The sequence below is a fragment of the Pseudoalteromonas sp. SG44-1 genome, assembly GCF_014164315.1.
Classification (GTDB): Bacteria; Pseudomonadota; Gammaproteobacteria; order Enterobacterales; family Alteromonadaceae; genus Pseudoalteromonas; species Pseudoalteromonas rhizosphaerae.
The window spans coordinates 78,185-102,500 of the sequence record NZ_JACJEW010000011.1 but is presented as its reverse complement, the minus strand read 5'-3'; the positions used below and the strand labels follow the sequence as shown (position 1 = coordinate 102,500).

Annotated in this window: 23 protein-coding genes; 6 read left to right on the top strand and 17 right to left on the bottom strand. The window is 39.7% G+C overall.

The genetic code is table 11. The features are described 5' to 3' along the window. Nucleotides 1–70: 70 nt before the first annotated feature. Complete coding sequence (locus tag H5187_RS07505; protein ID WP_182797684.1) at nucleotides 71–934, top strand: diguanylate cyclase domain-containing protein; 864 nt, start codon at nucleotides 71–73, stop codon at nucleotides 932–934. A 72-nt stretch (nucleotides 935–1,006) separates the two neighbouring features. On the opposite strand, the gene H5187_RS07500 is transcribed toward H5187_RS07505, so the two are convergent. The 3 genes from H5187_RS07500 to H5187_RS07490 form a co-directional block, all read right to left on the bottom strand. After that, nucleotides 1,007–1,870 (bottom strand): DMT family transporter, encoded by an 864-nt coding sequence (locus H5187_RS07500; protein ID WP_182717761.1) that lies wholly within the window; start codon nucleotides 1,868–1,870, stop codon nucleotides 1,007–1,009. 131 nt (nucleotides 1,871–2,001) lie between these two features. Then, complete coding sequence (locus tag H5187_RS07495) at nucleotides 2,002–3,576, bottom strand: PepSY domain-containing protein (RefSeq protein WP_145234223.1); 1,575 nt, start codon at nucleotides 3,574–3,576, stop codon at nucleotides 2,002–2,004. After that, nucleotides 3,573–3,869: a hypothetical protein gene (locus H5187_RS07490; protein ID WP_145234221.1), complete on the bottom strand. Its 297-nt coding sequence runs from the start codon at nucleotides 3,867–3,869 to the stop codon at nucleotides 3,573–3,575. The genes H5187_RS07495 and H5187_RS07490 overlap by 4 nt, the downstream gene beginning before the upstream one ends. A gap of 356 nt (nucleotides 3,870–4,225) precedes the next feature. Between H5187_RS07490 and H5187_RS07485 the strand changes: the two genes are divergently transcribed. Next, nucleotides 4,226–6,301 (top strand): TonB-dependent receptor, encoded by a 2,076-nt coding sequence (locus H5187_RS07485; protein WP_182797683.1) that lies wholly within the window; start codon nucleotides 4,226–4,228, stop codon nucleotides 6,299–6,301. 61 nt (nucleotides 6,302–6,362) lie between these two features. Here H5187_RS07485 and H5187_RS07480 read toward each other — a convergent pair whose 3' ends face one another. The 5 genes from H5187_RS07480 to H5187_RS07460 form a co-directional block, all read right to left on the bottom strand. Beyond that, nucleotides 6,363–8,024: a methyl-accepting chemotaxis protein gene (locus H5187_RS07480; protein ID WP_182797682.1), complete on the bottom strand. Its 1,662-nt coding sequence runs from the start codon at nucleotides 8,022–8,024 to the stop codon at nucleotides 6,363–6,365. A 236-nt stretch (nucleotides 8,025–8,260) separates the two neighbouring features. Continuing rightward, nucleotides 8,261–9,250, bottom strand: coding sequence for a Gfo/Idh/MocA family protein (locus tag H5187_RS07475; protein WP_182797681.1), 990 nt, complete (start codon nucleotides 9,248–9,250; stop codon nucleotides 8,261–8,263). A 2-nt stretch (nucleotides 9,251–9,252) separates the two neighbouring features. After that, complete coding sequence (locus tag H5187_RS07470; protein WP_182717765.1) at nucleotides 9,253–10,056, bottom strand: class I SAM-dependent methyltransferase; 804 nt, start codon at nucleotides 10,054–10,056, stop codon at nucleotides 9,253–9,255. An 8-nt stretch (nucleotides 10,057–10,064) separates the two neighbouring features. Then, the gene (locus H5187_RS07465; protein WP_145234209.1) at nucleotides 10,065–10,436 is read right to left on the bottom strand and encodes a hypothetical protein; all 372 of its coding nucleotides are present in this window, start codon (nucleotides 10,434–10,436) and stop codon (nucleotides 10,065–10,067) included. A 57-nt stretch (nucleotides 10,437–10,493) separates the two neighbouring features. Next, nucleotides 10,494–10,913 (bottom strand): DUF3429 domain-containing protein, encoded by a 420-nt coding sequence (locus tag H5187_RS07460; RefSeq protein WP_182797680.1) that lies wholly within the window; start codon nucleotides 10,911–10,913, stop codon nucleotides 10,494–10,496. Between the two features lie 245 nt (nucleotides 10,914–11,158). Here H5187_RS07460 and ahpC point away from each other — a divergent pair, with 245 nt between their 5' ends. The 3 genes from ahpC (at nucleotide 11,159) to H5187_RS07445 (ending at nucleotide 13,946) form a co-directional block, all read left to right on the top strand. Further along, nucleotides 11,159–11,728, top strand: a complete 570-nt coding sequence (gene ahpC / locus H5187_RS07455; RefSeq protein WP_145234205.1) for an alkyl hydroperoxide reductase subunit C — start codon at nucleotides 11,159–11,161, stop codon at nucleotides 11,726–11,728. Between the two features lie 103 nt (nucleotides 11,729–11,831). Next, the gene (ahpF, locus tag H5187_RS07450; RefSeq protein ID WP_182797679.1) at nucleotides 11,832–13,406 is read left to right on the top strand and encodes an alkyl hydroperoxide reductase subunit F; all 1,575 of its coding nucleotides are present in this window, start codon (nucleotides 11,832–11,834) and stop codon (nucleotides 13,404–13,406) included. A 135-nt stretch (nucleotides 13,407–13,541) separates the two neighbouring features. Then, complete coding sequence (locus H5187_RS07445; protein WP_182717767.1) at nucleotides 13,542–13,946, top strand: GFA family protein; 405 nt, start codon at nucleotides 13,542–13,544, stop codon at nucleotides 13,944–13,946. A 98-nt stretch (nucleotides 13,947–14,044) separates the two neighbouring features. Here H5187_RS07445 and H5187_RS07440 read toward each other — a convergent pair whose 3' ends face one another. Together H5187_RS07440 and H5187_RS07435 are read right to left on the bottom strand one after the other, a co-directional pair. After that, nucleotides 14,045–14,515 (bottom strand): DM13 domain-containing protein, encoded by a 471-nt coding sequence (locus tag H5187_RS07440; protein ID WP_145234199.1) that lies wholly within the window; start codon nucleotides 14,513–14,515, stop codon nucleotides 14,045–14,047. Between the two features lie 200 nt (nucleotides 14,516–14,715). Next, entirely contained in the window at nucleotides 14,716–15,528 is an 813-nt protein-coding gene (locus tag H5187_RS07435; RefSeq protein ID WP_259398462.1) for a transporter substrate-binding domain-containing protein, read from the bottom strand. A gap of 140 nt (nucleotides 15,529–15,668) precedes the next feature. Between H5187_RS07435 and H5187_RS07430 the strand changes: the two genes are divergently transcribed. Continuing rightward, nucleotides 15,669–17,294, top strand: coding sequence for a methyl-accepting chemotaxis protein (locus H5187_RS07430; protein WP_182717769.1), 1,626 nt, complete (start codon nucleotides 15,669–15,671; stop codon nucleotides 17,292–17,294). Between the two features lie 156 nt (nucleotides 17,295–17,450). Here H5187_RS07430 and H5187_RS07425 read toward each other — a convergent pair whose 3' ends face one another. The 7 genes from H5187_RS07425 to H5187_RS07395 form a co-directional block, all read right to left on the bottom strand. Continuing rightward, entirely contained in the window at nucleotides 17,451–18,296 is an 846-nt protein-coding gene (locus H5187_RS07425) for a patatin family protein (protein WP_259398468.1), read from the bottom strand. A 29-nt stretch (nucleotides 18,297–18,325) separates the two neighbouring features. Next, complete coding sequence (locus tag H5187_RS07420; protein WP_145234192.1) at nucleotides 18,326–19,561, bottom strand: ABC transporter permease; 1,236 nt, start codon at nucleotides 19,559–19,561, stop codon at nucleotides 18,326–18,328. Then, nucleotides 19,561–20,757 (bottom strand): efflux RND transporter periplasmic adaptor subunit, encoded by a 1,197-nt coding sequence (locus tag H5187_RS07415; protein ID WP_182717771.1) that lies wholly within the window; start codon nucleotides 20,755–20,757, stop codon nucleotides 19,561–19,563. Before H5187_RS07415 ends, H5187_RS07420 begins: the two co-directional genes overlap by 1 nt. Then, entirely contained in the window at nucleotides 20,754–21,914 is a 1,161-nt protein-coding gene (locus tag H5187_RS07410) for an efflux RND transporter periplasmic adaptor subunit (RefSeq protein WP_182717772.1), read from the bottom strand. Before H5187_RS07410 ends, H5187_RS07415 begins: the two co-directional genes overlap by 4 nt. Next, nucleotides 21,904–22,875: an efflux RND transporter periplasmic adaptor subunit gene (locus H5187_RS07405; protein ID WP_182717773.1), complete on the bottom strand. Its 972-nt coding sequence runs from the start codon at nucleotides 22,873–22,875 to the stop codon at nucleotides 21,904–21,906. Before H5187_RS07405 ends, H5187_RS07410 begins: the two co-directional genes overlap by 11 nt. Then, nucleotides 22,869–23,543 (bottom strand): ABC transporter ATP-binding protein, encoded by a 675-nt coding sequence (locus H5187_RS07400; RefSeq protein ID WP_182717774.1) that lies wholly within the window; start codon nucleotides 23,541–23,543, stop codon nucleotides 22,869–22,871. Before H5187_RS07400 ends, H5187_RS07405 begins: the two co-directional genes overlap by 7 nt. A gap of 318 nt (nucleotides 23,544–23,861) precedes the next feature. Next, nucleotides 23,862–24,314: an NfeD family protein gene (locus tag H5187_RS07395; protein WP_145234181.1), complete on the bottom strand. Its 453-nt coding sequence runs from the start codon at nucleotides 24,312–24,314 to the stop codon at nucleotides 23,862–23,864. Nucleotides 24,315–24,316: the final 2 nt, after the last annotated feature.

Here is a 24,316-nt window from a genome sequence, read left to right as displayed (position 1 = left end):
TTGCTTAACTGATGGGTACTGTAAATAAATAATAAAGACTGTATTTTTACTGTTTGAGGCATGGAGTTGAATGAAAAATAGTGGTGTGATTTGTCTCTCGGATGTACTTGAACTGATGCTTGACGCTGTTTGCGTGGTTGACAAGCAAGGGGTATTTGTTTTTGTGAGCGCGGCTTTTAAAGACATTTTTGGTTACGAGCCTTGCGAAGTAATTGGTAAACCAATGCTCGACTTTGTTTATAAAGAAGATATTGAGATCACGCTTGACGCAGTAAATACGTTATTATCTGGGGGCTCTAAACCGCGCTTTGAAAATCGTTGGGTGAGAAAAGACGGGCGAGTGGTGCATATATTATGGTCTGTCCGCTGGTCTGATTCACATCAGTTCAGAATTGCTGTTGCTCATGATATCACCGAGCGCAAAAAATTTGAAAAGCAATTACAACATATGGTGGGACATGATCAGCTAACGGGTTTACCCAATCGCATGCTGTTACTTGACCGAATTCAATCAACATTAAAGAAGGCTGACCGACAGCAAGTTGAATTATCGCTACTATTTATAGATTTTGATGGTTTTAAAGAAGTTAATGATTCATATGGGCATCAATGTGGTGATCGATTATTGCAAGCAATTGCAGCTCGGCTGCAAGGGTGTATTCGAGGATCTGATACTGTTGGGCGCTTAGGTGGCGACGAATTTTTAGTCTTACTTCATGGGATTAGCTTACGCTCAGACGTACATAAAACAGCTGAAAAAATCCGCAAAGAGTGCGAACAAGCTTTTGTGATAGATGAACATTCATTACAGCTTTCAGTCAGTATCGGTATCGCCAGTTATCCTGAAATGGGCGAGAATGAACAACAACTTATTCAACATGCAGATCAAGCAATGTATGTTGCAAAAAATGCAGGGGGTAATCGTATTGTCTAAACACGTTACTCCCCTTTGATCAAAATCAACATTTAGCTTTATAACTAATATTTTTACGTCTTTTTTGGTTTGTTAGTTGCTGTCTTTACTTGTAGACATTGAACTGCCAACCGATGCAACTATCACCAAAAGAATGGCTAACCATTGCCAAAGAGTTAATAACTCGCCTAAAATTATAAAGCCAGCAAGTGCCGCAATAGCGGGCTCTAAGCTCATCATAATACTAAATCCTTGTGCAGGCATATTACGCAGTGCAACCATTTCCAGCGTATAAGGTAGGGCACTTGACATAATAGCAACCAATAAACCTAAAGGGATCACTTCCCAGCTTAGTAGTGCACCACCTTGAGAAATAGCACCATAAGGCACTAATATAAGCGCCGCGACACTCATACCAAGGGCAACAGTCATCCCGCCAGAGCTTTGATTCCCCGTTTTTTTGCCAAATAAGATATAGCCAGCCCAACATGCACCAGCACCCAGTGCCAGAATCACGCCCAGTAGATCGAGACTTTCTTCACCTTTCATATCCGGGAGCAACATTACGATCCCCGATATAGCACAGGCGACCCAAAATAAATCTCGCTTACGTCGCGATGATAGCAGCGCTACCGCTAACGGGCCGGTAAATTCAAGGGCGACCGCAATCCCCAATGGAATACGCGCAATGGCGTAGTAAAAAAAAATGTTCATACCGCCTAAGCATAAGCCATAAACAATAATTGGCATGCGTTGACCCAGTGGCGGAAAGGCGCGCCAAGGTTTAAACACTAAGCACAATATCGTTGCTGAAAAACCTAAACGAAGTGCGGTTGTCCCTTCAGGGCCAATTAATGGAAATAGTTGCTTAGCAATTGAAGCGCCTGACTGAATAGTCACCATGGCAAGTAATACACATATAACAGCAATGAAAAAAGGAGAAATAACTCGAGACATAACGTATAAAAAATGAAAAAGGAAATTATCTGCAGAGTGTACAGATTAATGTAACAATTTAATATATTTGCGATAAATAGCAGCCATTAAGTGATGCAGGCTCACGTATTAAACAATGCGTGAGCCTTTATTTACCTTATGAACTCTATTGTTTTGTGATCCAGAATTACTTTATCTTTAATGGGTTTTTGCTTTAAGCGTTTAGCGATAAAGAAAAACATAACTGAGAAAAGTGTGGCTATAAAATCAACAGAATAGCTTTCGTAATAGGGGAGCAGAGCTAAATTATTCAGGCCTTGAATAACACTCGAGATGGGTAAACATACGGTTAAAATCGATAATGTTATTAAGCCAGTATAGCTTGCTTTGTTAGCGCCTAGTGTAAAGCAGTAGGCTAAGGAAATAAAAAAAACAACATAATAACACTGCATATAATGGTGATTAATGTTATTTATCAGTATGTTACTCCATTTTGCTAACAATAATACTGCAACAACAGCGAGCATGGATCCTAAACACACGCCAATCGTTAACTTTGCCATAATATGTGTGCCGGTTTTATTTGCATCTTTTTTCATTCGTTTGTCTATCCATAATAAGTTGCCTGAATAAAAAAGCAATGCGCCGAATAGTCCCATTATAAAGTAAGCCCAGCGACCCCACTCACCGCCATATGTTCCAAAATGCAGTGAAAAGATACTCGCGACAAAATTGCCCCAGAAGCTTTCTTCACCCTGTGGGTAAGTTGATCCGCTGATCTCTAAAGTATACGGGTTCATAAATAAATAATCCGTATCAGGTCCACGTACCACTGCAGAATCATTACTCATTTTAAATACAGCGGAAGGGGACGCTAAATTCAATCGACTGTAGCTAATATGTATTGGCTCATAGCCTGTAGCATAGCCCTTAGCCGCTAGTATTTGTGTATCAATACGTTTCAGTTCGCTGATGTTATAAGCGTGTGTTGCGGTTGGGGGACGCTCAAATAGTGGTTTGTCACCATAAAACTGGGCCAAACCATCATAAATTAAGTCGTGAAAAGCAAATACAATAACAGTAAACGCAATGATCAAATGAAAGGGCAAACTCGCAACGCCAATAAGGTTATGGCTATCTAACCAAAAGCGACTCGGGCCTTTTTCTTTTCGCAGCGCAAAAAATGTTTTTACCAGTGTTGGTAAAAGGATAATTACACCGGACACCAAGGCTAAAAAATACAGTCCTGCAGCAATACCAAGAATGTAAACGCCAGATTGGTCGTGGCCAATTTCACCAATAAAGCCTGCGGTACGGTGTAGGTAATCGATTAAATCAGCAAGTTTATGTTCTGCTTGATCAGCAATTATCAGCTTTTGATCTTCATCAAGATATGCTGTTTGCTGTTGATTATCTAGGTGCATGCCACGAGCTTGACCTTGTGTATACCACGACAGTGGCGCAGCTGTTGTTAAAAGGTCGAGTTCAAAACCTTTTGCCATTTGCTCAGGATAAACAGTGATGGCTTTGTCGACTAAGCTTTGATAGTTTGTAGTAGTGGGATCGGTAAGTGGTGCAGTAGTTGGCTCTGCCCATTGTTGGATTTCATGTTTAAACATGGTCAAACTACCAGCATAAAAGCCGATGAAAAGTACTAAACCTGCAATGATCCCCGTCCATGTATGCACACCTTGGTAGGTGCGTAAAATATCGGCTCTTACTTTCATAATCCACCCCTTAACAGCAAAAATAAACTATACAAGATAACATTTGCTCCACCGAGTATGAGCCAAGCTTGCCTCGCTGAATTAAATAAATAAGTAAAACTAAAGAGCGTGAGCCATAAAATCGGGATCATCCACATATTAAATTGAACCTTGTCTTGGGCATCAATTCCGCCTGGGCCGTACCAAGCAAAAAAAGCAATCAGAATATAAGCCAGCGCTAAACCCAGCAATACACCAGCTAAACTTTTACCAAGCCAAGTTGGTTGAATTTTTTGTCTTTGCTCAGATGTCATTTCTTAGCCCTTTCACTTTAATTAAGCTTGCAAATGGCATGACCATTAAAGCGAGCATCAGTATTAAAATAATAAAGAAGCTTGCTGCTAATTTAGACAGTGTAGAAAAAGAAATGATAATTGCAGTTATAAACAGCATTAGCGCAAGTGTACGCCAGTGTTTAGAAATAGGTTTAGTAAGTAATCTTTGATGGCGATTACTGCAGTAGAGCACAGTTATAGCAATGAGTAAGATAACAATAACGGTAAATTGAGACATAAGAGCAATAATAGTTTATTTTTAATGTTATTCTAAATGATAAGTAAACTCAATTGCAATACTGTAGTTGATATGGTATTTTTTCGCGCAATTTAAAATGTCTCAAAAAAAGGAAATTATTTTGGCTGCTTTATTTAAACGCAATAAGCTTTCACTGCTTATTGCCAGCGCGCTGTTATTTACTCAAGCTCAGGTATTAGCAGATGATGAGGGTAATCGCGAATCAATTGATACTATCGTTGTTACGGGTGAAAAAATAGCAAAATCACTTAAAGACACTATTACCTCAGTTGCGGTCGTCGATAAGTCGTTATTAGAAAATGGTCAGCTAGCATCTGTTTCAGAAGCGCTTGCAGAAATGGCGAATGTAGTGGTGTTAACGGGGTCAGTTCCTGATATGCGTGGTGTGTCAGGTAACGGTGGAGCAACAGGGTTTAATTCGTTTAGTGGTGGCTCTAAAGCGCGAGTATCAACGTTAGTTGACGGTGTAAGTCAGCCGTTTGTCGCTGATTTAACCGGTGATACTGGTTTGTGGGATATGGAGCAAATAGCAGTGTATCGAGGTCCACAATCAACAAGTAATGGTCGTAATAGCATTGCTGGCGCTGTTTATATGACAACCAAAGCACCGATTCAAGACTTTGAAGGCGCAGTGCGAGTCGGTTACCGCAATCAAGATAGCTACCTTGACACCGCAGCCGTTGTTTCCGGTGCATTAGTTGAAGATGTACTTGCTTTTAGGTTATCGACTCAATATGTTGATGGTGAAACTTACAGTAACCCAACTGTCTATGAAACAAATCCGACAGATCGCGATCTAAATAAATTAAACACCTCAAGCACCCGAGCAAAATTACTTTATACTCCATTTGATGATCTATCAATTCAACTAAGTTATTCAAACTACAGTGAAAAAGGAAATTCTGGTCGTCATTATTATGAAGGTGACAACCCATCTGATTATATACCACTGTTTCAACGTATAATGGATACAGATTCAGATACAACACAAATCGATTTTGAATATAAGATTGATGAGAACTTCTCTGTGGATCTGCTGGTGGCATATATGGATTATCATTGGGCGTTTGATGCTTATGAGCCGCTAGCAACAGCAGAATCTGATGTTACTATGGATGAAAAAAATATTACCATTGATGGTAAATTAAACTTCGGTCTTAGTAGTGATTTTTACTCAGGTTTTATTGGCTTAGCTTATTTCGATCGAGATCAAGATTTCGACAGTACTGGAGCAACAGATTATTTTGGTGATGATAGCAGTGATTCGATAGCTATTTACTCAGAGGCAAGCTTCAACCTAACAGATAAGTTAATAGTAACAGGTGGCTTGCGGGTTGAACATGAAAGTCAACTTCGTAACTTTAACATGGCATTTAGAGGCGATACCTTAGCTGAACAGCTAGATGATTCTAATACTATTAAATTACCTACCTTAGCTATTCAATACAAAGTTACCGAGGCAACTACTTTATCAGCCAGTGCGCGGCGTGGTTATAATCCCGGCGGTGGTGCACTCGACTTTAATGCTGAAGATTATTATTACTATGATGAAGAAACTGTTAATACCTATGAGGTAGGCACACGTAGTGTATTAAATAACGGCGACATTAATATCAGTGCAAATGTCTTTTACAATAACTTTGACGGTTATCAGGCATTAAGTTCAGATCGTAGAATTACTAATATCGATGACGCTCATAGTTATGGTTTAGAGCTTGAGGCTTACAGTATGTTAGGTGAGCAATGGCAGTTACATGCTGGTCTAGGATTGTTAAAAACAAAAATTGACGCATCTACAACGTATTCTGAAGCGGTTGGTAACGAACTTAATTCAGCCCCTTCATTTACAGCCAGTTTAGGTCTGTCTCATTGGTTTACTGACAACCTTAAAATCAATGTCAGTGCAAATTATGTCGATGAGTATTACGGTGATCTTACTAACAGTGAAGAGCGCATGGCAGGTGATTACACTATTACTCGCGCTACAATAAGCTATGACACAATGAATTGGTTAATTAGCGCTTATATTAATAATGCCTTTGATGAACAAGGTTATACCAGTGTAGAGCCTGTAAGTGGCAGGTATCCAACTGGTTATGTCTCTGTTGTTAGCCCACAAACATTAGGTGCTTCAGTTACTTATCGTTTTTAGCTACTCTAAAACCTTAGGCTGTTGCTGTATAAAAGCCTGAGGTTTTTAATCCAGAGATCCGTTAACTTAATTTAAACTTATTTATTTGTGTATTTAAATTAATCGCAACTTGCGCGAGTTCACTAGACGAAGACGAAATTTGTGCGGTTTGCGACTTCGACTGCATACTGGCATCTTGAATACCAGTTAAGCGTTCAGCTATATCTTCGGTTACTTGTGCTTGTTGCTCGGATGCAGCTGCAATGGTTCGGTTTGCATCTGAAATTAAGCGCACTTGGGTGCTTATTTCTTTGAGCATTGAGCCCACTTTTTCTGAGTTTGATACTGCGTCTTTAACCCGCGTATCACTGCTACGGATCCGTTCGGTTACAGCGTTACTTGCAGACTGTAAGCTATTGATTTTTTGTTGTATCTCAACTGTTGAGCTTTGTGTTCTGCTCGCTAATGTCCTTACCTCGTCGGCAACGACGGCAAAACCTCGACCTTGTTCGCCAGCTCGTGCGGCCTCAATTGCAGCATTAAGTGCTAATAGATTAGTTTGTTCAGCAATATTGCTGATCACATTTAAGATCACCGCTACTTTGTTAACTGAAGATTCGAGATCATTTAAATCATTAATTGACTCGGTTAATATTTCAGCAACCGATTCGACAGAATGAATACTCTGATTAACGACATCGATCCCTGCTTGTGTTTTAGCATCTGCATCTCCTGCGTTTTGAGCCGCTTCAGAGCAGTTTTTTGATACTTCTTTGACGGCGGTGGAGTTTTCATATACTGAACTTGAGATCACCTCAATTGCTTGACTCTGCTCGTCATTAAGCAGTCTTGCCTGCTGTGCAATAGAATCTAGCTCGTTTGCAGCAATTTGGGCTTGTTGGGATTGCGAGTTAATTTCTGACAGTAAGGTAGATAGTTTATCGATCATAATATTAAAACTGGCTGATAACTCTGCAATTTCATCGTTACCGGAGTGAGCAATTTTATGCGTTAAATCACCATTGGCGATTCGTTGTGCTTCATTGACTAATAGCGTGGTTGTCTTTATTACGCGCTTCTCAAGCTGTAAGTAGCATAAAATTAAAATAGTGATTATAACTAATACCATCACAATACTAATAAGGCTTAAATTAGCAACACGATTGTTATTATTCATTACTTCTTGCAAGCTGCTGTTTTCTACCGCAGCTAAAAATTCTTGCACCGGTGTCTGTATTTTAGCTACTTCATCCATATATCCCTTATCGGTTAGCAGTCCTATTGCCTGTACCCACTGTTTTGATTCGCTCGTATTTAATAATGATGGTGATTGCCCAGCAAAACTACTTACCAATTGAAAAGCTTGTTCTTCAGTGTTGACTAACTGCAAAGAGAGCGAGTTAGATTTATTTAGCAAAGCAAGTTCTTGTTCATTTACATTAAATTCTTTTAAGCGATCAATATAAGATTTTTTACGACCGTCTAACCAGGGTTCAGTTCCTTCAATTTGATTTACAAGTTCATAGTATTGTTTTTTATAGCTAGGTTGTAGGGTGACAACATATTGTCGGGCGAGTTCTGTTAGCTCGATAGAGTTGGAGGCCGACAGCTTAGCAAAATGACTTAGCTGATAGCGTTGCTGAGCTGATTGTTGACTATCAGATAATCCTGTTTTTAACAGTAATATGATAATGAGTAGCCCTGCTGCAATTGTGATTGCTAGAGCAAAAACAGTTCTTAGCATTAATCTTATTGTCAAAATTGCCTCTGATGCGATTTAATAATAATGCTAAATAACTATAGAATATAATTTCAATTAACTAAAGAATTCATGAATTTTATTTGCAAACTAGGAAGATTTGGATACGCATTAAATTAGTGAGCAGATTGCAAGAGTATGATAAAAGTGACAACAACATTGACAAGCCTCAAAGCATTGAGGCGTTGAGGCGTTGTTTTGCGTGAATAATATTTTGTAGCTTATAGTCGGTCGGCTGGATAAATAACACCAAGTTGCTGTCTTGCTTTATCAAGTACAGCCATCACATTGATACTTAGTTGATGGGTATTGATAGGTGATTCGAGTTGTCCTGTGTTGGCAATTGTAATGAAATGGGCAACTTCGTGGCGCATAAAGTGTTCATCAAATGGCTGTGATAATTCTTCAACACTGCCATCATTAGCAATAAATTGTATCTGTTTTAATAACGAAACGGCTTCAATTCTGATACGGCCCAGCTCACCTTGGATTTCTGTAAAATTATCACCTTGAGATATTTTTGAATAACTGATCACTGCTTGCTTATCACTATAATTTAGTAATACATCACCAGCACCATCTACCCCTGTTTCAAGTAATACTCCACTGGCTTTTACCGTGTTTGGTGCACCCCAAAGTGCAATCAAGATATATAGCGGATAAACCCCTAAATCGACGAGCGCACCATTAGCGAATGCTGGCAAAAAGGTGTTAGGGCGCTCACCATTTTTGTATTTATCATAGCGTGATGAATATTGACTATACTGACCTATGTATTTACGTGGCGTCCCAATTTTGGCAATGGCTTGTTGTAAAACGGCAAAGTTAGGCAAGTGAGTGGTCATCATCGCTTCCATATAAAGGCGATTATTTTGTTTTGCTGCGTCCACTATCGCGGCTAATTCTTGGCTATTTGCTGCTGCAGGTTTTTCACCTAACACGTGTTTTCCTGCATTTAAACAGGCCACAGCATAGCTTTTATGCAAACTATTGGGGGCTGCTATATATACAGCGTCTACACTGTCGTCGCTGCATACTTGCTCAATAGTCGTAAATACTTTTGCATTTTTTATAGCGTGCTTAGCTAAAAATGCATGACCGCTTTGTTCGGCTCGCGAACATACGCCATATAATGAAAACTCACTGACTGTTTTAGCCGCTGCAAGTAAAGTATCGCTAATAAAATTAGTGCCGACTATCACAAAATTCATGGTCACTCCTGATTGTTGAATTGTGCAAGCCAAGCTTGCCAGTCTGCCTCAAAGCCTAACATTTGTTGGTGCTTTTTAGCTAATAGGTGTTTTTGTTTATCTTCACTGGCTTGAAATGGACCTACTCGGCACAGCGAACAGCTATCAACTGCTAAGTAGCTTGGTATAGTTAATCGATTATGGAGTTCAGTCGTTTCTTTGGGGCTGAATACATAAGTGGTGCCACTGGTGTCTTTTACGTGTTTGTCACGATCAACATTACGGATTTTATAGCCAGGGAAAGGACTGATATCAAATGGCATTTGGCCGATATAGCGTGATGCTAAGCCATAATTTAAGCTGCCTTCAATATTCCACTCACGATATGGTTTAACATCTTTTGAGGTGATGTAGCACAACATTGGGCCATTGTTATCAAGAGCATAGCTGGTGGCATATTTAATATATTGGTGTAGCAAAGCCCGGTTGAGGGTGTTCATACTGGTTGTTTGGGTGTTTTCACGATAAGCACTCTCCCCGACAAAAGCAGGAATAAGCGGAAATTGAAAAATCACCACATCAAATAGCTCGCCATTTAAGCGTTGCCAGGCTTGTGGGTCAGTCACATCAAAACTATCAAGTACCGTAATGTGATGATCTTGCAGTGCATTTAGTGCGTTATCAGCATATTTGGAGGTGATCGTGGCTGCACTATCATAGGTAGAAGCAACTAACTTGGCCGGCTTTAGATCAGTAGATAAAGCATGAGAAAACGATAAGTCGCCATCGCCAACGGTAAGGATCCGCCAATTAGGATTTAAATACATTAATTCAATTATTCTAGTGGTGTGTTTTTAGCATCATGATCAATTAAACGTAAAAACGCTAAGCGAGTCTTTAGTCCTTCAATCGCGATTTGTTTGATAATTAAATTAAACGTGATTAATACTGCAAACGCAATATGAATAGGGCCATGAGTAAAGCCTGCGTCAGGATCGAAGAGCATTAAGCCAAACAGTAAAAAGAGTACCACGAGTGCAATTTCAAGCCATTGATTAGAATAAAACGATAATCGGCCTTCACTCTTATGATCTTTCTTGATTTGAATAGCACAAAAAAAAGGGATCACTTTAATTTTGAAATGAGCGCTTTTCTCAACATAGTTTTCACCGAGTTGATCAAGCTGTTGGCGCAATTGGTCTATCATTTTAGTTCCTCAAAAAGCAGTGCACGGATGGTACATTAATCCGTTTTAAAGGGCGAGCTAGTTAGGGTATAAACTAATGCCTATTACTAATATATGGCAAACAAACACCACTGAGGTTAATACAAAGCGCATTTTTTGATAATCAGCATGATAGCTTTGCCATTGCGGGCTGGTTTTTTCAAATAGTAATACCAGCCAAAAACTAACCGCTAACCAAGCCAAGGTTATGTGTTGTGGTAAAAAAGCTAAAAAGCCAAGCGGTAAAATCGGTAGTATAGCCTTAACCGCATCTCGATAACTCTGTTGTCCAGCATGCCATAAGTTACCACTCATAAAAGCCAAAATCGCAATACTATAAAAAGTAAAAAACTGCATATTAAAGTTATTACTACCGACTAATAACGGCCAACCGACACACGCTAAAAAGGGCAATAAGCCTAAATAGCCTAACTGGATATGATTGATGAATTTATTCATGGCTTACCCCAAAATTAACTAAAAATACGTATTCGCGATATTTTTCAGTGAGCATTGTAACATTAGACGCAAAAAAAGCTTTAGCCCTATCTGTCCAGATGACAATGACCGATTCAGTCAATAAAATCGATTGAATTAATCTAAACAATCAATTTTATTAATTTTTATTTACACCTTATTGTATTACTCAAGCCAACGCAGCAACCTGCGTTGTTTACACTTTAAATAAACAAATGAGGAATACTATGAGCACTTCATTAATTAACACTAAATTACAACCTTTCAATGCAACGGCTTACCACAATGGTGATTTTGTTGAACTATCAGAACAAGATGTTTTAGGTAAGTGGTCTATTTTCTTTTTCTACCCAGCTGATTTTACCTTTGTATGTCCTACGGAACTGGGTGATGTTGCAGATCACTATGCGCAATTACAAGAAATGGGTGTAGAGGTTTACTCAGTATCGACTGATACTCACTTTACTCACAAAGCATGGCACGATACATCAGACACTATTGGTAAAATTACTTACCCTATGATCGGTGACCCAACAGGACGTATTACACGTAACTTTGGTGTAATGATCGAAGACGAAGGCCTAGCACTTCGCGGTACGTTTGTAATGAACCCTGAGGGCGAAATCAAAATCATTGAAACACATGATTTAGGTATTGGCCGTAGTGCCAAAGAACTAGTACGTAAAGTACAAGCGGCACAATACATTGCGACTCATGATGGTGAAGTATGTCCGGCTTCTTGGCAGCCAGGTGAAGAAACATTAGCACCATCGCTTGATTTAGTTGGCAAAATTTAAATCTACTATTACAAAGCATTAATATGCTTGAAGGCTCATCATCACAATTTTATTAAGCACATTAGCGTGATGATGGGCATTTTTGCTAAAACAAGGGTAAGTCATGTTAGATACCAACATTAAAAATCAATTAAAAAGTCACTTTGCAGCTATTGCTGATCCTGTTGAGCTAATTATCGCCTTGGATGACAGCAAAAAATCAATAGAAATTGACAATTTAGCCAACGATATTGCGTCGTTGAGCGACAAATTTTTGGTGCGAGATAATCCAGATAGTGGCGTACGCCGTCCATCAATAACGGTATCTTCACCTATTCGAGATAGCCAAATTACCTTTGCTGGTGTGCCGATGGGGCATGAGTTTACCAGTTTGGTATTAGCGTTGTTACATACGGGCGGGCATCCGAGTAAGGCGTCGGCTGCAGATCTTGACCAAATCAAGTCACTGACTCAGCCACTTGAGTTTGAAGTGTATATTTCATTAAGTTGCCAAACATGCCCGCAAGTCGTACAAGCGCTTAATTTAATGGCTGCTAATAATAGCAACATCAAAGCAACTATGATTGATGGGGCATTATTTCAAGATGAAGTAGAGCAGCGAAATATACTTGCAGTACCCGCGGTGTACTTAAATGGCCAGCCCTTTAGCCAAGGTGCGATGAGCTTAACTGATATTTTAAATAAAGTTGATAGTAAAGGGGCAGAGCGCCAAGCCGCTTCTCTCAATGAAAAATCACAATTTGATGTGCTTGTCGTAGGTGGTGGTCCTGCTGGTGCATCTGCAGCAATTTATTCAGCACGTAAGGGCTTAAATACGGGCATTGTTGCTGACCGGTTTGGTGGACAAGTAGCTGATACGCTAGCAATCGAAAATTTTATATCTATTAAAGCAACCGAGGGGCCTAAGCTCGTAGCTCAGCTTGAAGAGCATGTTAAAGAGTACGATGTAGATGTCATGCATAATCAACGAGCCGTCGCTCTTAGTTATAAAAATGGTTATGAAATCACGCTTGAAAACGGAGCTGTGCTCAGTACTAAATCGTTAGTACTGGCAACGGGCGCTCGCTGGCGTGAAATGAACGTAGCTGGTGAACAACAATACCGTGGTCATGGTGTAGCGTATTGTCCACATTGTGATGGACCGTTATTTAAAGGCAAACCTGTTGCCGTTATTGGTGGTGGTAATTCGGGTATAGAAGCGGCAATTGATTTAGCTAATATTGTTGAGCACGTTACGGTACTTGAATTTGCAGATACGTTACGCGCCGATGACGTCCTTATTCGTAAAGCCAATAGCTTAGAGAATATCACCATTATTAAGAATGCCCAGACTACAGAAGTACTCGGTGATGGTAAAAAAGTGACGGGCTTAAGCTATACTGACCGCACCTCAGGTGAGAACAAACAGTTAAACTTAGCAGGTATATTTGTGCAAATTGGCTTAATACCTAACACTGAATGGTTAAAAGACAGTAATGTTGAACTCAGTCAGTTTGGCGAAATAATAATAGATGCAAAAGGAGCGACATCTTTAGCGGGAGTATATGCTGCGGGAGATGCAACGACCACACCATTTAAGCAAATCATCATTGCGATGGGCAGTGGTGCAACAGCAAGCCTAGGGGCATTTGATTACTTAATTCGTCAAACACCTAGTGAAGAGCAACGCGTAGCATAAATCAAATTATAGTCTCTTGATATAACAGCTCCCACCCATAGCTGTTTGTTCACCCAAGCCGCCCTCTCCAAAGGCGGCTTTTTTGGATAAAAAATTGTGCTAGTATTTAGGCTTATTTTTTTAAAGAGTTTTAGCATGTATCAAGGAAGTTGTTTGTGTAACAAGGTCACAGTGCAAATTGATGGCCCGATCCAGAGCATTATTCATTGCCACTGCTCGTTGTGTCGTAAAGCCAGTGGCACTGCATTTGCAACCAATGGATTTATCTCTCGTGTTGACTTTAAAGTAACCAAAGGCAATGAGTGGTTAAGCAGCTTTGAATTTAAACCAGGGCGTATCCGCTATTTTTGTAGTGCATGCGGTAGCCCAATTTACAGTGAAAACCTTGATGATATAAGCAGACTAAGGTTGCGTCTGGGTATACTCGATAGTGATATTACAGAGCGGCCAATTAGTCATAATTTTGTCAGCTCAAAAGCGAATTGGGAGCAAATAAATGCTGATATCCCACACTATGATGGTTTTGAACCGACCCGCTAAGTTCGTTGGCTGATAGTGTTTTTATAATAAGTAAACTGGTAAATAGTCTGTGCCGCAACTCTCTGTTGCTTTTAAAGCAGTTGTTTCCCAGTACTTGTTCATTGGTACTGAGCCGCGGTTATAAATTGTTCAAAACTCTCACACCACACAATAACAGTGTTAAAGCGTGCAATATTAATATCGGCTGGCACCTTAATTATAAAACCATCGAATGTATTTATGCTTGCAACCCTTGTCATTGTGCCTTTATAGGCTAAAAAATCGGCTTCATTATCAATAAAGCGATTAGCTAAATAAAGTTGGTAATCTGGGCCTGGGCTCAAGGTGCCATCAAAAGAGATCATTGCATTGGTTAATCTGACTTGGCCGTTACCATAATGCAAAGCATCGGAGCCTGCGAGGTCAGCTTTGAATTCACCACTATAAAGTGCTTGCTGAGCATGTGTGGCTAGCTCAAGTTTGCTGGGGGATGGTGGGGCCGTTAAAATTGGCAGTGTGTATAACCCCGCAACAAAGCCAACACAAAATATCATCAGATAAACGACTACCTGCCACAATTTACGCATCATAATAAGGCCTTATCCATGAGAGTATTCAGTATATAGGGCAAAACAAGCGGATGCCTTCATCTATAGTTATAAGCTAGCTTACAAAATTGGATTGGGCGAGTTCAATCTTCATTTAAGTATTTACTTTATTAGGGTGCTTGACCCTATTGTGAACTGACTTAGTTGTTAGCTCGCAATAAGTAATGTGAGCTATGGTGTCGCTAATTTAGGTGAAAAACTTTTCTCGATGATAATGCGAGATCTCGTTCTTTTTCACCAAAAAATTGTTGATAAAGCTGCGCAAACTTACCGTTTTTTTGAAGTTTTAGTAACCCTGCCTCTAACTCCATTAGTAAAGCATCGTTTTGTTTATGAGTGTAAAAATAATAATGACTCGGGTATTGCAACATGATCGTTGGTTCAATCATTAAGTTTTGATGCTGCAGTTTAGTCACCTCAGCGGCAATAGCTGATACAGAGCGAGGAAAATAATCTGCCAAACCTGTCTCGAGTGCTCTAGTCATGCCTTTATAATCTAGCTCACCATTAACAGTGAAGCCATTGCGGATAAGTACATCATAATCAGACCAACTTTGCTTTTGTAATGCGATTAAAGGCTTAAGCTGTGCTGAAGTTGATATTTCAGCGAAGCGCGGTTGTTGATTTTTATTAATTATTAGTAATCGCTTGCCGTGTAAACCTTGGTAAATTGACAATGAGGTATGATGTAAATCTGGGTAGCTAGTAGCAGGGAGCGATAGCCAAGCTAAATTAATACTGCTTGCTTTTGACAACTCTTCCACCACGCGTTTTTTATTCATTGGTCTAATGGAGTATATAAAATTAACCTGTTTTCCTTGCTCAGCAAAGGCGAGCGTTAACAGCGCATGAATATAGTGATTACGAGGGGTATCGGTGTTGCTGGGGCTGGCTAAATGAAGATTAACGATTGCTTCATTTGCGTGTACAAAGCTAGTAAACGCCAGAGGCAATAACAATAACCAGAGCACGCCAAAATTATACAATTTCATCATTGAGCTATAACTTAAAATTTTATGACTCTAGTATAGCAAAATTATAATACCTTATTTTCGCAAAAAATATTATAAAAACGTAGAGGCTTTTGAATTACGTATTATACTTGTAAATATTAAAGATGTAGCTTTGGAATACTATGTTAAATAATTATTTGGTCCGTTCCCGTTTAATTGTATTAGCGCTTTTACCTGTTGTAATATTTACGATTACTGCCATATATTCAATTAGTACTATGGGAGGGTTAGTCAAAGGAATTGACAGTTTATATGAAAACCGTGTCGTACCATTGAAACAGATAAAAACAGTGTCAGATAACTACGCAGTTAATATTGTTGATTTACTTCATAAATTTAGAGCTGGGACTATAAGCCAAAATGATTTATTAGCGGCAGTACAGCAGTCTCAAAATACAGCCGATAAAGAATGGAATACTTACCTTAGTACAGACTTAATCAGTGAAGAAAAAAGCTTAGTAAATACTGTTGAACAAAAACTTAAGCCAGTTCAAGCGCACCTCAAAAATTTGTTGAATAAAATACGCAATGGGGATTTCCAGTCACTCTCTCAACAGCAGTTTGTTACTGATCTATATGATGTATTCGATCCGTTAAGTGCGAGCTATCAAGCTTTAATAGAGCTGCAATTAAATGAAGCGAATCACTTTAAAAAACAAGCCGACGAAAACTTTGCGTTAGTAAGTCTAGTGATGAAATTATCAGTAGCACTGTTGATTTTTTTGTTGTTAGCCATTGCTTATTTTATTTATCGTTCAATTCAAAATCCATTGATGGCGCTGCGCGATACCATTACGCAAATTGCAAATAATGCTGACTTGCGAATACGAGCCAATGTACTTGGTGAAGATGAAATTGCAGATACTGCGCGAAACTTTAATAATATGTTGTCACGTATACATACTTTAGTAACCGATGTATCTGGGGCGACGTTAACTTTATCTTCTGCGGCAGAAGAAATGAACTCAATTAGTGAGCAAGTGGCCTCAACAGCCACAGAGCAAGAGCAACAGTCTACAATGATTGCGACAGCCATTACGCAAATGAGTAGTGCGATTGAACAAGTGGCACAAAATGCGATGGCCACATCAGAAAAAGCCACTAATGCAGATAGTAAAGCACAACAAGGGCAGCAAGCCGTTGCTGATAATATTAGCTCAATCCAAACGTTATCTAAGTTAGTAAATACAAATACACAATTAATAAACGATCTTAATACACAAACAAATGATATAAATCAGGTTGTAATGATGATCCAAGGCGTTGCAGAGCAAACTAACTTACTGGCTTTAAATGCTGCGATTGAAGCCGCAAGAGCAGGGGATTCTGGTCGTGGTTTTGCTGTTGTTGCCGATGAAGTAAGGCAGCTTGCTCATAATACCCAAAAAGCCACAGCGAGTATTAATGAAATGATCAGCAAGCTACAAGGTATGGCTCAACAAGCTGTTGTTGCTATGGGCAACGCTGAAAGTAGTGCACAAGAAAGTGTTGATCATGCAGAATATTCATCACAAGTTTTAACTGAAATAAATCAAGAGGTAACCGAAATTGCCGATATGAACACGCAAGTGTCAACAGCCACTGAAGAGCAAAAAATGGTGGCCAATGAATTAAGTAGTAACATCAACGAGTTTAGTTCTAGTATTGCATCAGTGAGTGAAAGTTCACAGCAAAACGCACAAGCATCACAGGAGTTGGCCTTACTCGCAAGTATGTTACAACAACAAGTAAATGAGTTTAAAATATAACACTGTAATGAGTGTACCTTGTTATTAATAGAGTACGAATGACAAGGTACAGTCTAAATTTATTCGTTTTCACAAGGTTTGGTTCGCGCAGTTTTGTGACAACATCAGCAAAAAAAATAAGCTGCCACACACTTTTTTATAGATAAAATCATTGTTCTATAGCTGTATGCTTTGCAAATGTTGCTGTGCAGCCACAATCCCCATTTGGTAACCATCGCTGAGCTTTTGATAGTTTTTAGTGGTGCGGCCAACGTTAAAGTCAGCCGGTGGTGCGATGATATTTATTTTACAGTCTGCAGGTGGATTATGAATAAACGCAATACTGGCATTATAGTTATCAGCTCGCGCTAAAGATGCACTGGCAAGTGCCGGGTGGTTTTTATAAATGCGGCGTGTAAACCATGGGGCCTTACTGGTTTTTTTACGATATCCAAGTGGTTGTGATAAAACGACCGTGATTTCTTCAGCTCCCATTTGATAGGCTTTTCGGATCGGAATTGAATCAGCCACACCGCCATCGGTCATGGCAACACCATCTATGACTGGGTAATCTCGATAAGCAATAGGAATCGCACAGGAGGCTTTTAACTGTTGCTCCATTTGCTCTGCTGTCGCTTTTAAATATTGCGCTGATGCTGTGTCTATATCGGTAGCGACAATATAAAATTCACAGTTCTGTGTTGCAAATGTGCCAAGATCTAAACGAATATCAGCCATGGTGGTTTGCCATAACCAATCTAAGTCAAATAAATGTCCGCCACGGATAAAGCGCGCTAAATTAATAAACTCGGGTCGACATGAATAATCAGTGATCACTTTATGATTACGTTTAGCTTGTTGGCATAAATAAGCCGCAATATTAGTTGCCCCAGCAGAAACACCAAAGCAGCGATTAAATGGTTGGTATTGTGCCCCTAAGAACGCATCAAGTACGCCGGTGGCAAATATGCCGCGCATTGCACCACCTTCGACAACAAGGGTGTGTTTGTTGTTGCTCACCAAATTTTCTCCTTTAACTACTAACATTCGAGTTAATCACTTTGCAGTGCTTCAATAGGGTCAAGCTGTGACGCTTTGATCGCGGGGTATACACCAAAAATAAGGCCGACTAACGCACAAATACTAAACGATAGCACGATGGCGGTCATTGACCACGATACCGCCCACTGCGAGTACATAGAAATAATTTCAGACAAGCCAATACCAAATACCACACCCAGTAGGCCACCTAAAATAGAAATGGTAAAGCTCTCGGCAATAAATTGTATTCGAATGTCTTTTTGTGTTGCACCAATAGCACGCAGTAAGCCAATTTCTTTAGTGCGTTCAAGCACCGTCGCCAACATGATATTCATAATACCGATACCGCCAACCAGGAGTGAAATGCCTGCCACGCAGGACATTACAATATTAAATATTTGCTGGGTTTGTTTTTGCTGGGCTAATAATGCGGCAGGAATAACTAATTCAAAATCATCAATATCACTGTGGCGATTTTGCAGTAAATGTTCCAGTGCTTGTGCGGCAACAATTGGATCAACCGATTTATCAATGGCTAGTTTCAAGCTGCTGACTTCACTATCAAGTAAGCCACTTTCAAAGCGGTGTAATGCAGTACTAAGTGGAATAAATACTTGGTTTTGTTCGTTACCGAGTTTGACTCCTTGAAATTCTTTTTTCTTTAAATAAGGCGCTTGTAAAATACCGACTACTTTAAACCATAAGTGGTTAATTTTTATTTGTTGACCGAGTGCGTCACCTAACGGAAATAGTTGCTTGGCAGTATTTGCGCCAAGCATTGCCACTTGAGCAAACCGTTGTTGATCGTTTTTATTTAATATACGCCCAGCAAATAGTTGAAAATGTGACAGCTGAAAATAATTAGCGCTTACACCTACGGCATTGGCGTCGCTGTTATTGTATTGGCTAAAAATATGATACGTCTCGATGGTTTTTTGTGCGGCAAAATCGGTAACAAAAGGCAGCGAGTCGTGGGCAACTTGGGCATCACGCAGGCTTAAACCGGCCGAATGCTTACGTTGCTCTTTGAGTTCTTTTTCATCGAACTCTTTGCCATTAACAATCAAATTATATAACCCCATAGAGTCAATCATTTTCATGGCTTCACGTTCAGCACCTTCACCAATATTGAGCATAGCAATGACGGCACCGACACCAAATATCATCCCTAATAAAGTCAGTAAAGTACGTAATTTATGCTGTGCAAGCTCTAAGGCGGTGTCGATAAATAAAGTTAAATATTTCATCAGATGTCCTTTATATCAATGAGTGAGATCACATCATTAGCAGCTAAGCCTGCGAGGATCTCTACATGACTAAGGTTATGTTTGCCTAATGAAACGGTCTTTTTGACAAATTCGCCAGCTTCTTCAACATAGACATAATGCGCATTTTGTTCGGTAAAAACACTTTGTTTAGGTACCACTAAACGCTCACTTTGCGGTGTCACTAAAATAGTCGCATTGAGTTTTAAACCCGGGCGTAAAGCGTCACTTTGCTGATTTATCGTTGCTTTTAGTTCGTAAAATTTTTGTGGGTCGCCGCGTTTTATTGATTTAGGAAACGGTGATACTTCAATTAACTCGCCACTAAATTGCTGCTCAGGCAATGCAATAAGTTTGAATGTAAGTGACTGACCTACGGATAAATCGATTGCTTCACGTTCAGACACATATAACATCAACTGCATTTGGCTAACATCAGGCAGTGCTGCTATTTTTTGACCAGGCCATAAGGATTCACCCGCTCGCGGTTTTTCGCCGCGCCAATTAGTACTATGGGTTAATAAGCCATCGTGAGGGGCGATGATCTCAAGCAATGATAGGTTAGTGTTCAACGTTGCTAATTTTTGTTTGTATTGGTCTTCTTTCATTTTTAATAACATCAACTCTCCGGTGGCACTTTGCTCAAAACGGCCAGTTTGCCAGTCGTAGTAGTTATGTTTTGCATTTAAAAACTCAACATTTTGTTGTGACTCTAAAATATCTAATTTAGAGCGAATGCGTTCATCTTCAATTGAGTAATCTTCGGCAAATTGCTTTTCTTCATTAACCAATACAATATCGTGCTCTAAAATAGTCTTATCTTTATCTATTTCTCCTGATTTTTGTGCTAAATCTTGCGCTGCTAAAGCCGCTTGATTAGTGTTTTTTTGGCTTTGCCGACGCATTTGTTCGCCATCAAAACGAGCAATGACCTGACCTTTTTTAACTTGGCTATATTCTGGCATTAACCACGCTAAAGTTTGTGGCCCACGGCTTGATGCTGGCGCAACAATCAGGGTTTCATTTGCCGCGATCAAATGCCCTTTGGCTTCAACCTCAGTTTTAAAACTGTGTTCACTAACCGTATAAGTAAGCGCGTTTTGAATTTCATGTTCTTTTGAACAACCGCTGATAAATAAAGCTGTAACGATTAAGCTAAGTGCAAAGCTCGTTTTCATAATTTTACCTCGTCGCCTAGTTGTAGGCCGCTTTTAACTACGGCGAGATTATCGGTAAAGTGACTTATCTCTATAAATTGTTTGTTATTTTCAGTGGTTGTAACATAGGGACCTTGTTGATCATATTGCAAACTGGTTAAAGGAATACTTAATACCTGAGGTAAGCGAGCGGTGGTGATCTCTAAGCGCGCAGTAAGTCCTGGGCGAATAACACTGGTGTCAATATTATCAATACTAACAATGGCATCCACAATCCGACGCTTATCTTGATATGACTTTTCTCTAAATACACGACCCAAACTCTTTATTTTCCCTGACACAACTAGTTCGCTACTGCCATCAATGGTTATTTTAACGGTTTGCCCTGGGGCAATTTTACCGCTGTCGGGTTCATCGATTTGTGCTTTTACTTGCATATTTTTAAGTACAGCAAGCTCAATAACAGGCTGACCAAATTGCACACTTTCACCAATGGATGACTTTTCACCTTCATAATTGGTTTTATAAATTACCAGCCCATCAATTGGGGCTTTTACCTTAAGGCGTTCAATATCTTGTAAATACTCGTCTACCTCACTTTGCAGCCGTGCAACTTTACTTTGCACCATTTTTAAGTTTAGTTCTTTGCTCTGTTGCTGAAACGTTTGCTTACTTTTAGCAAGCGTTAGATCGTTGTTTGCAATAGTAAAATCAATTTGTGACTTTTTACGTTCAACTTCAGAACGAGATTGATCAACAATCTCTGCTTTGCGTTTAGCTTTATCGTAGTTCATTTTCATTTCGGCAACGCTGAGGGTCAGTTCTTGCTCTTTGATAAGCTCTTTATTTTGCGCATTTTCGAGTTGTTTTTTTGCTCGCTCTAATGAAGATTGTTTGTCGATTAGCTTATCGCGAACTTGTTTGTCGTCAAACGATACCACCACTTGGCCTTTTTTAACTTGGGTGTTCTCCGCTAGCATAGTCTTAATTTGGTATTGCCACATACGGGCAACTGACGGCGGGGCAATGATCGCACTGGTTGATGACTCCAGTTCGCCATTGGCATTAACCGTGATAGCAATATCACTCTTTTTCACTAGATAATGTTGTTGCTCATCGTCATTACATGCAGTTAATAGCAACATACTCAATATTATGCATAAAACGTTATGATTCATCAGAGTCTTCTCCGATTGTTAATTTTGCACTCATGCCCGGTAACAGTTTTAAATTCTGAGCGTTAAAGTTAAAGCGAGTTCTAAAGTAGGCATCTTTGCCCCACTGAAGGCGTTCTTCTGGCTGAGTTGAAATTTCGCTTAAAGTCGCATTGAGCGGCTGTTGTAAATAGGCGTCAAATAACAATTGCGCTTGTTGGCCAAGTTGTAAATGTTGATAATCAATTTCGTGTACCCAGGCTTCAATGTAGAGTTCACTCATGGCCGGTATTTCGACAATTTTCCAGCCTGGTTGGGCTGTCATACCAACAAATGCTTTTTCGCCATTCCACGGATGGTTTGCATATAAAACGGGCCCTGTACGCTGTGCCTTAATGCTCATACTTGCCAGTTGCGTTTTATTGTATGCAAGGTCTGTTTTTAGTTGTTCAATAGTCAGTAACTGCTTATTGCGCGCAACGGTATTTTCAGTTTTAACTTGGCTGAGTTCTTCGGATGATTTTTGTTTATTGATCAGGGCTTTTTCAAGTTCGAGCTGATTTTTTTGATAATCATAGGTACTTAAGTTAGCGTGTGGAATAGCAGCATCTATGCGGGCACGCGCTAGTAAAAGCTCAGTGCGCTTAAAGTTAAACTCAGCTTCTATTTGTTTTTCTTGATTGCTAGTGGTGATCCTAAGCAGCTCTTCTTCGGCGGCCTCTAAACTTACTTCATCTTGTTCAATTTCACTGGCAATCGAGCCACTATCAAACACCACAACAACATCACCTTGTTGCGCTATTTCGCCTTCTTTCATCATCCATTGTACTTGTACTCGCCAATTGTCTGATTTTGGAGCATAAAAAATTTGCTTATCGCTGGCTTTTAGCTCACCACTGAGTAATAAACTTTGCGCGTTGCTTGAGAAAGCTAAGCTGTAAAGTAATAATCCTAAACAGGCTTTGAAACATTGATTTTTTAACATCCGCTATCCTCTATAACTATGCCATCTTTCATCCGAATAATTCGCTTAGCATAAGCAGCAATATCTTCTTCATGGGTTACCATGACCAAAGTATGCCCTTGCTGGTGGAGTGAGCAAAGCAACTGCATAATTTCATGAGACGTTTTACTATCGAGGTTACCCGTTGGTTCATCAGCAAAAATGACTTTTGGCTCGTTTACTAATGCTCTGGCAATAGCAACTCGTTGCCGCTGACCACCGGACATTTCAAAGGGTTTATGGTGTGCGCGATTTTGCAAGCCAACCTTATCCAGCATCGCCATAGCGCGCTCACTGGCTTGCTGTTTTGGGGTGTCGGTATAGCGCAGTGGCAAAGCCACATTTTCTTGAGCACTAAGGCGAGTTAATAAGTGAAAGGTTTGAAATATAAAGCCAATTTTTTTATTACGGATAGCTGACAAACTTTCGTCATCTATTTCTTTAATACTTTCACCAGAGAGCAAATAACTGCCTGAGGTTGGTGTATCGAGACACCCAAGGATATTCATTAAAGTCGACTTCCCTGAACCGGAAGCGCCCATTACGGCGACAAACTCACCTTCTTCAATATGCAATGAAACATTACTTAATGCAATGACTTGCGTTTCGCCTGCGCCATAAGTACGGCAAAGATTTTCGACCCTGATCATACAGTTACTTTTTGTTTTTATTATTATCTGATTGGTTAAACTAGCGAGTTTTATAGCGAGACACAAGTCCAAATATAGTAGTTAAACATACGTCTATTTGCAGCCTTTAATTGTTTTAACATTTAAAGGCTAATTTAATCATTGTCAGTTAACAATTGCGTGGTTTTATATTTCATTTATTGCGTTTTAGCTAAGAGTTGTGCGGGTTTAGCGAATATTTTTTGTTACAAAAAAGCCAAGTAATTCGATAAAAACTTCTTGGCTGGCTTTATGGTAAAAATCATACAGCATATTCAGAGTGTTATACCCACATCTAGGTTAAATTGCTGCAACCCACATAACACCGACTTCTTTTTTTACCACTTTTACATGGGTGCCAGCGCTTAGTGGTTGCTGGCTTTTTAGTTTCCAGCTCACTCCAGAATACGAGTAGGTACTAACACCTAACTCATCAACATCGCTAGTGAGCACAAAATCAAGCTCTGCAAAGTCACTTTTCACTTCTTTATTATCAACATTATCTTGCATGCGTTTTAGCGGTTTCCATAGTAAAACAGCGCATGCGGCGGTGATCAAGGTGTTACTCCAAAGTGCGGTGGTTAATGAGTCTTCTAACAGCGCGAAGTTCATCATTAATCCAGTTGCAAATAATGATATACCCAAAAACAATAATATAAAGGTCGACATTCCCAGCACTGCTACTTCAATTATCAGTGCCAGTACACCTAAGATCATCAGTGTTTGGGCTAAATTATTGGTAATGAACTCCATAG

Bases quoted from the DNA above. Each gene is read 5' to 3' on its own strand.
- H5187_RS07505 (WP_182797684.1), top strand. From the start codon at position 71: ATGAAAAATAGTGGTGTGATTTGTCTCTCGGATGTACTTGAACTGATG.
- H5187_RS07500 (WP_182717761.1), bottom strand. From the start codon at position 1,870: ATGTCTCGAGTTATTTCTCCTTTTTTCATTGCTGTTATATGTGTATTA.
- H5187_RS07495 (WP_145234223.1), bottom strand. From the start codon at position 3,576: ATGAAAGTAAGAGCCGATATTTTACGCACCTACCAAGGTGTGCATACA.
- H5187_RS07490 (WP_145234221.1), bottom strand. From the start codon at position 3,869: ATGACATCTGAGCAAAGACAAAAAATTCAACCAACTTGGCTTGGTAAA.
- H5187_RS07485 (WP_182797683.1), top strand. From the start codon at position 4,226: ATGTCTCAAAAAAAGGAAATTATTTTGGCTGCTTTATTTAAACGCAAT.
- H5187_RS07480 (WP_182797682.1), bottom strand. From the start codon at position 8,024: ATGCTAAGAACTGTTTTTGCTCTAGCAATCACAATTGCAGCAGGGCTA.
- H5187_RS07475 (WP_182797681.1), bottom strand. From the start codon at position 9,250: ATGAATTTTGTGATAGTCGGCACTAATTTTATTAGCGATACTTTACTT.
- H5187_RS07470 (WP_182717765.1), bottom strand. From the start codon at position 10,056: ATGTATTTAAATCCTAATTGGCGGATCCTTACCGTTGGCGATGGCGAC.
- H5187_RS07465 (WP_145234209.1), bottom strand. From the start codon at position 10,436: ATGATAGACCAATTGCGCCAACAGCTTGATCAACTCGGTGAAAACTAT.
- H5187_RS07460 (WP_182797680.1), bottom strand. From the start codon at position 10,913: ATGAATAAATTCATCAATCATATCCAGTTAGGCTATTTAGGCTTATTG.
- ahpC (WP_145234205.1), top strand. From the start codon at position 11,159: ATGAGCACTTCATTAATTAACACTAAATTACAACCTTTCAATGCAACG.
- ahpF (WP_182797679.1), top strand. From the start codon at position 11,832: ATGTTAGATACCAACATTAAAAATCAATTAAAAAGTCACTTTGCAGCT.
- H5187_RS07445 (WP_182717767.1), top strand. From the start codon at position 13,542: ATGTATCAAGGAAGTTGTTTGTGTAACAAGGTCACAGTGCAAATTGAT.
- H5187_RS07440 (WP_145234199.1), bottom strand. From the start codon at position 14,515: ATGATGCGTAAATTGTGGCAGGTAGTCGTTTATCTGATGATATTTTGT.
- H5187_RS07435 (WP_259398462.1), bottom strand. From the start codon at position 15,528: ATGATGAAATTGTATAATTTTGGCGTGCTCTGGTTATTGTTATTGCCT.
- H5187_RS07430 (WP_182717769.1), top strand. From the start codon at position 15,669: ATGTTAAATAATTATTTGGTCCGTTCCCGTTTAATTGTATTAGCGCTT.
- H5187_RS07420 (WP_145234192.1), bottom strand. From the start codon at position 19,561: ATGAAATATTTAACTTTATTTATCGACACCGCCTTAGAGCTTGCACAG.
- H5187_RS07415 (WP_182717771.1), bottom strand. From the start codon at position 20,757: ATGAAAACGAGCTTTGCACTTAGCTTAATCGTTACAGCTTTATTTATC.
- H5187_RS07410 (WP_182717772.1), bottom strand. From the start codon at position 21,914: ATGAATCATAACGTTTTATGCATAATATTGAGTATGTTGCTATTAACT.
- H5187_RS07405 (WP_182717773.1), bottom strand. From the start codon at position 22,875: ATGTTAAAAAATCAATGTTTCAAAGCCTGTTTAGGATTATTACTTTAC.
- H5187_RS07400 (WP_182717774.1), bottom strand. From the start codon at position 23,543: ATGATCAGGGTCGAAAATCTTTGCCGTACTTATGGCGCAGGCGAAACG.
- H5187_RS07395 (WP_145234181.1), bottom strand. From the start codon at position 24,314: ATGGAGTTCATTACCAATAATTTAGCCCAAACACTGATGATCTTAGGT.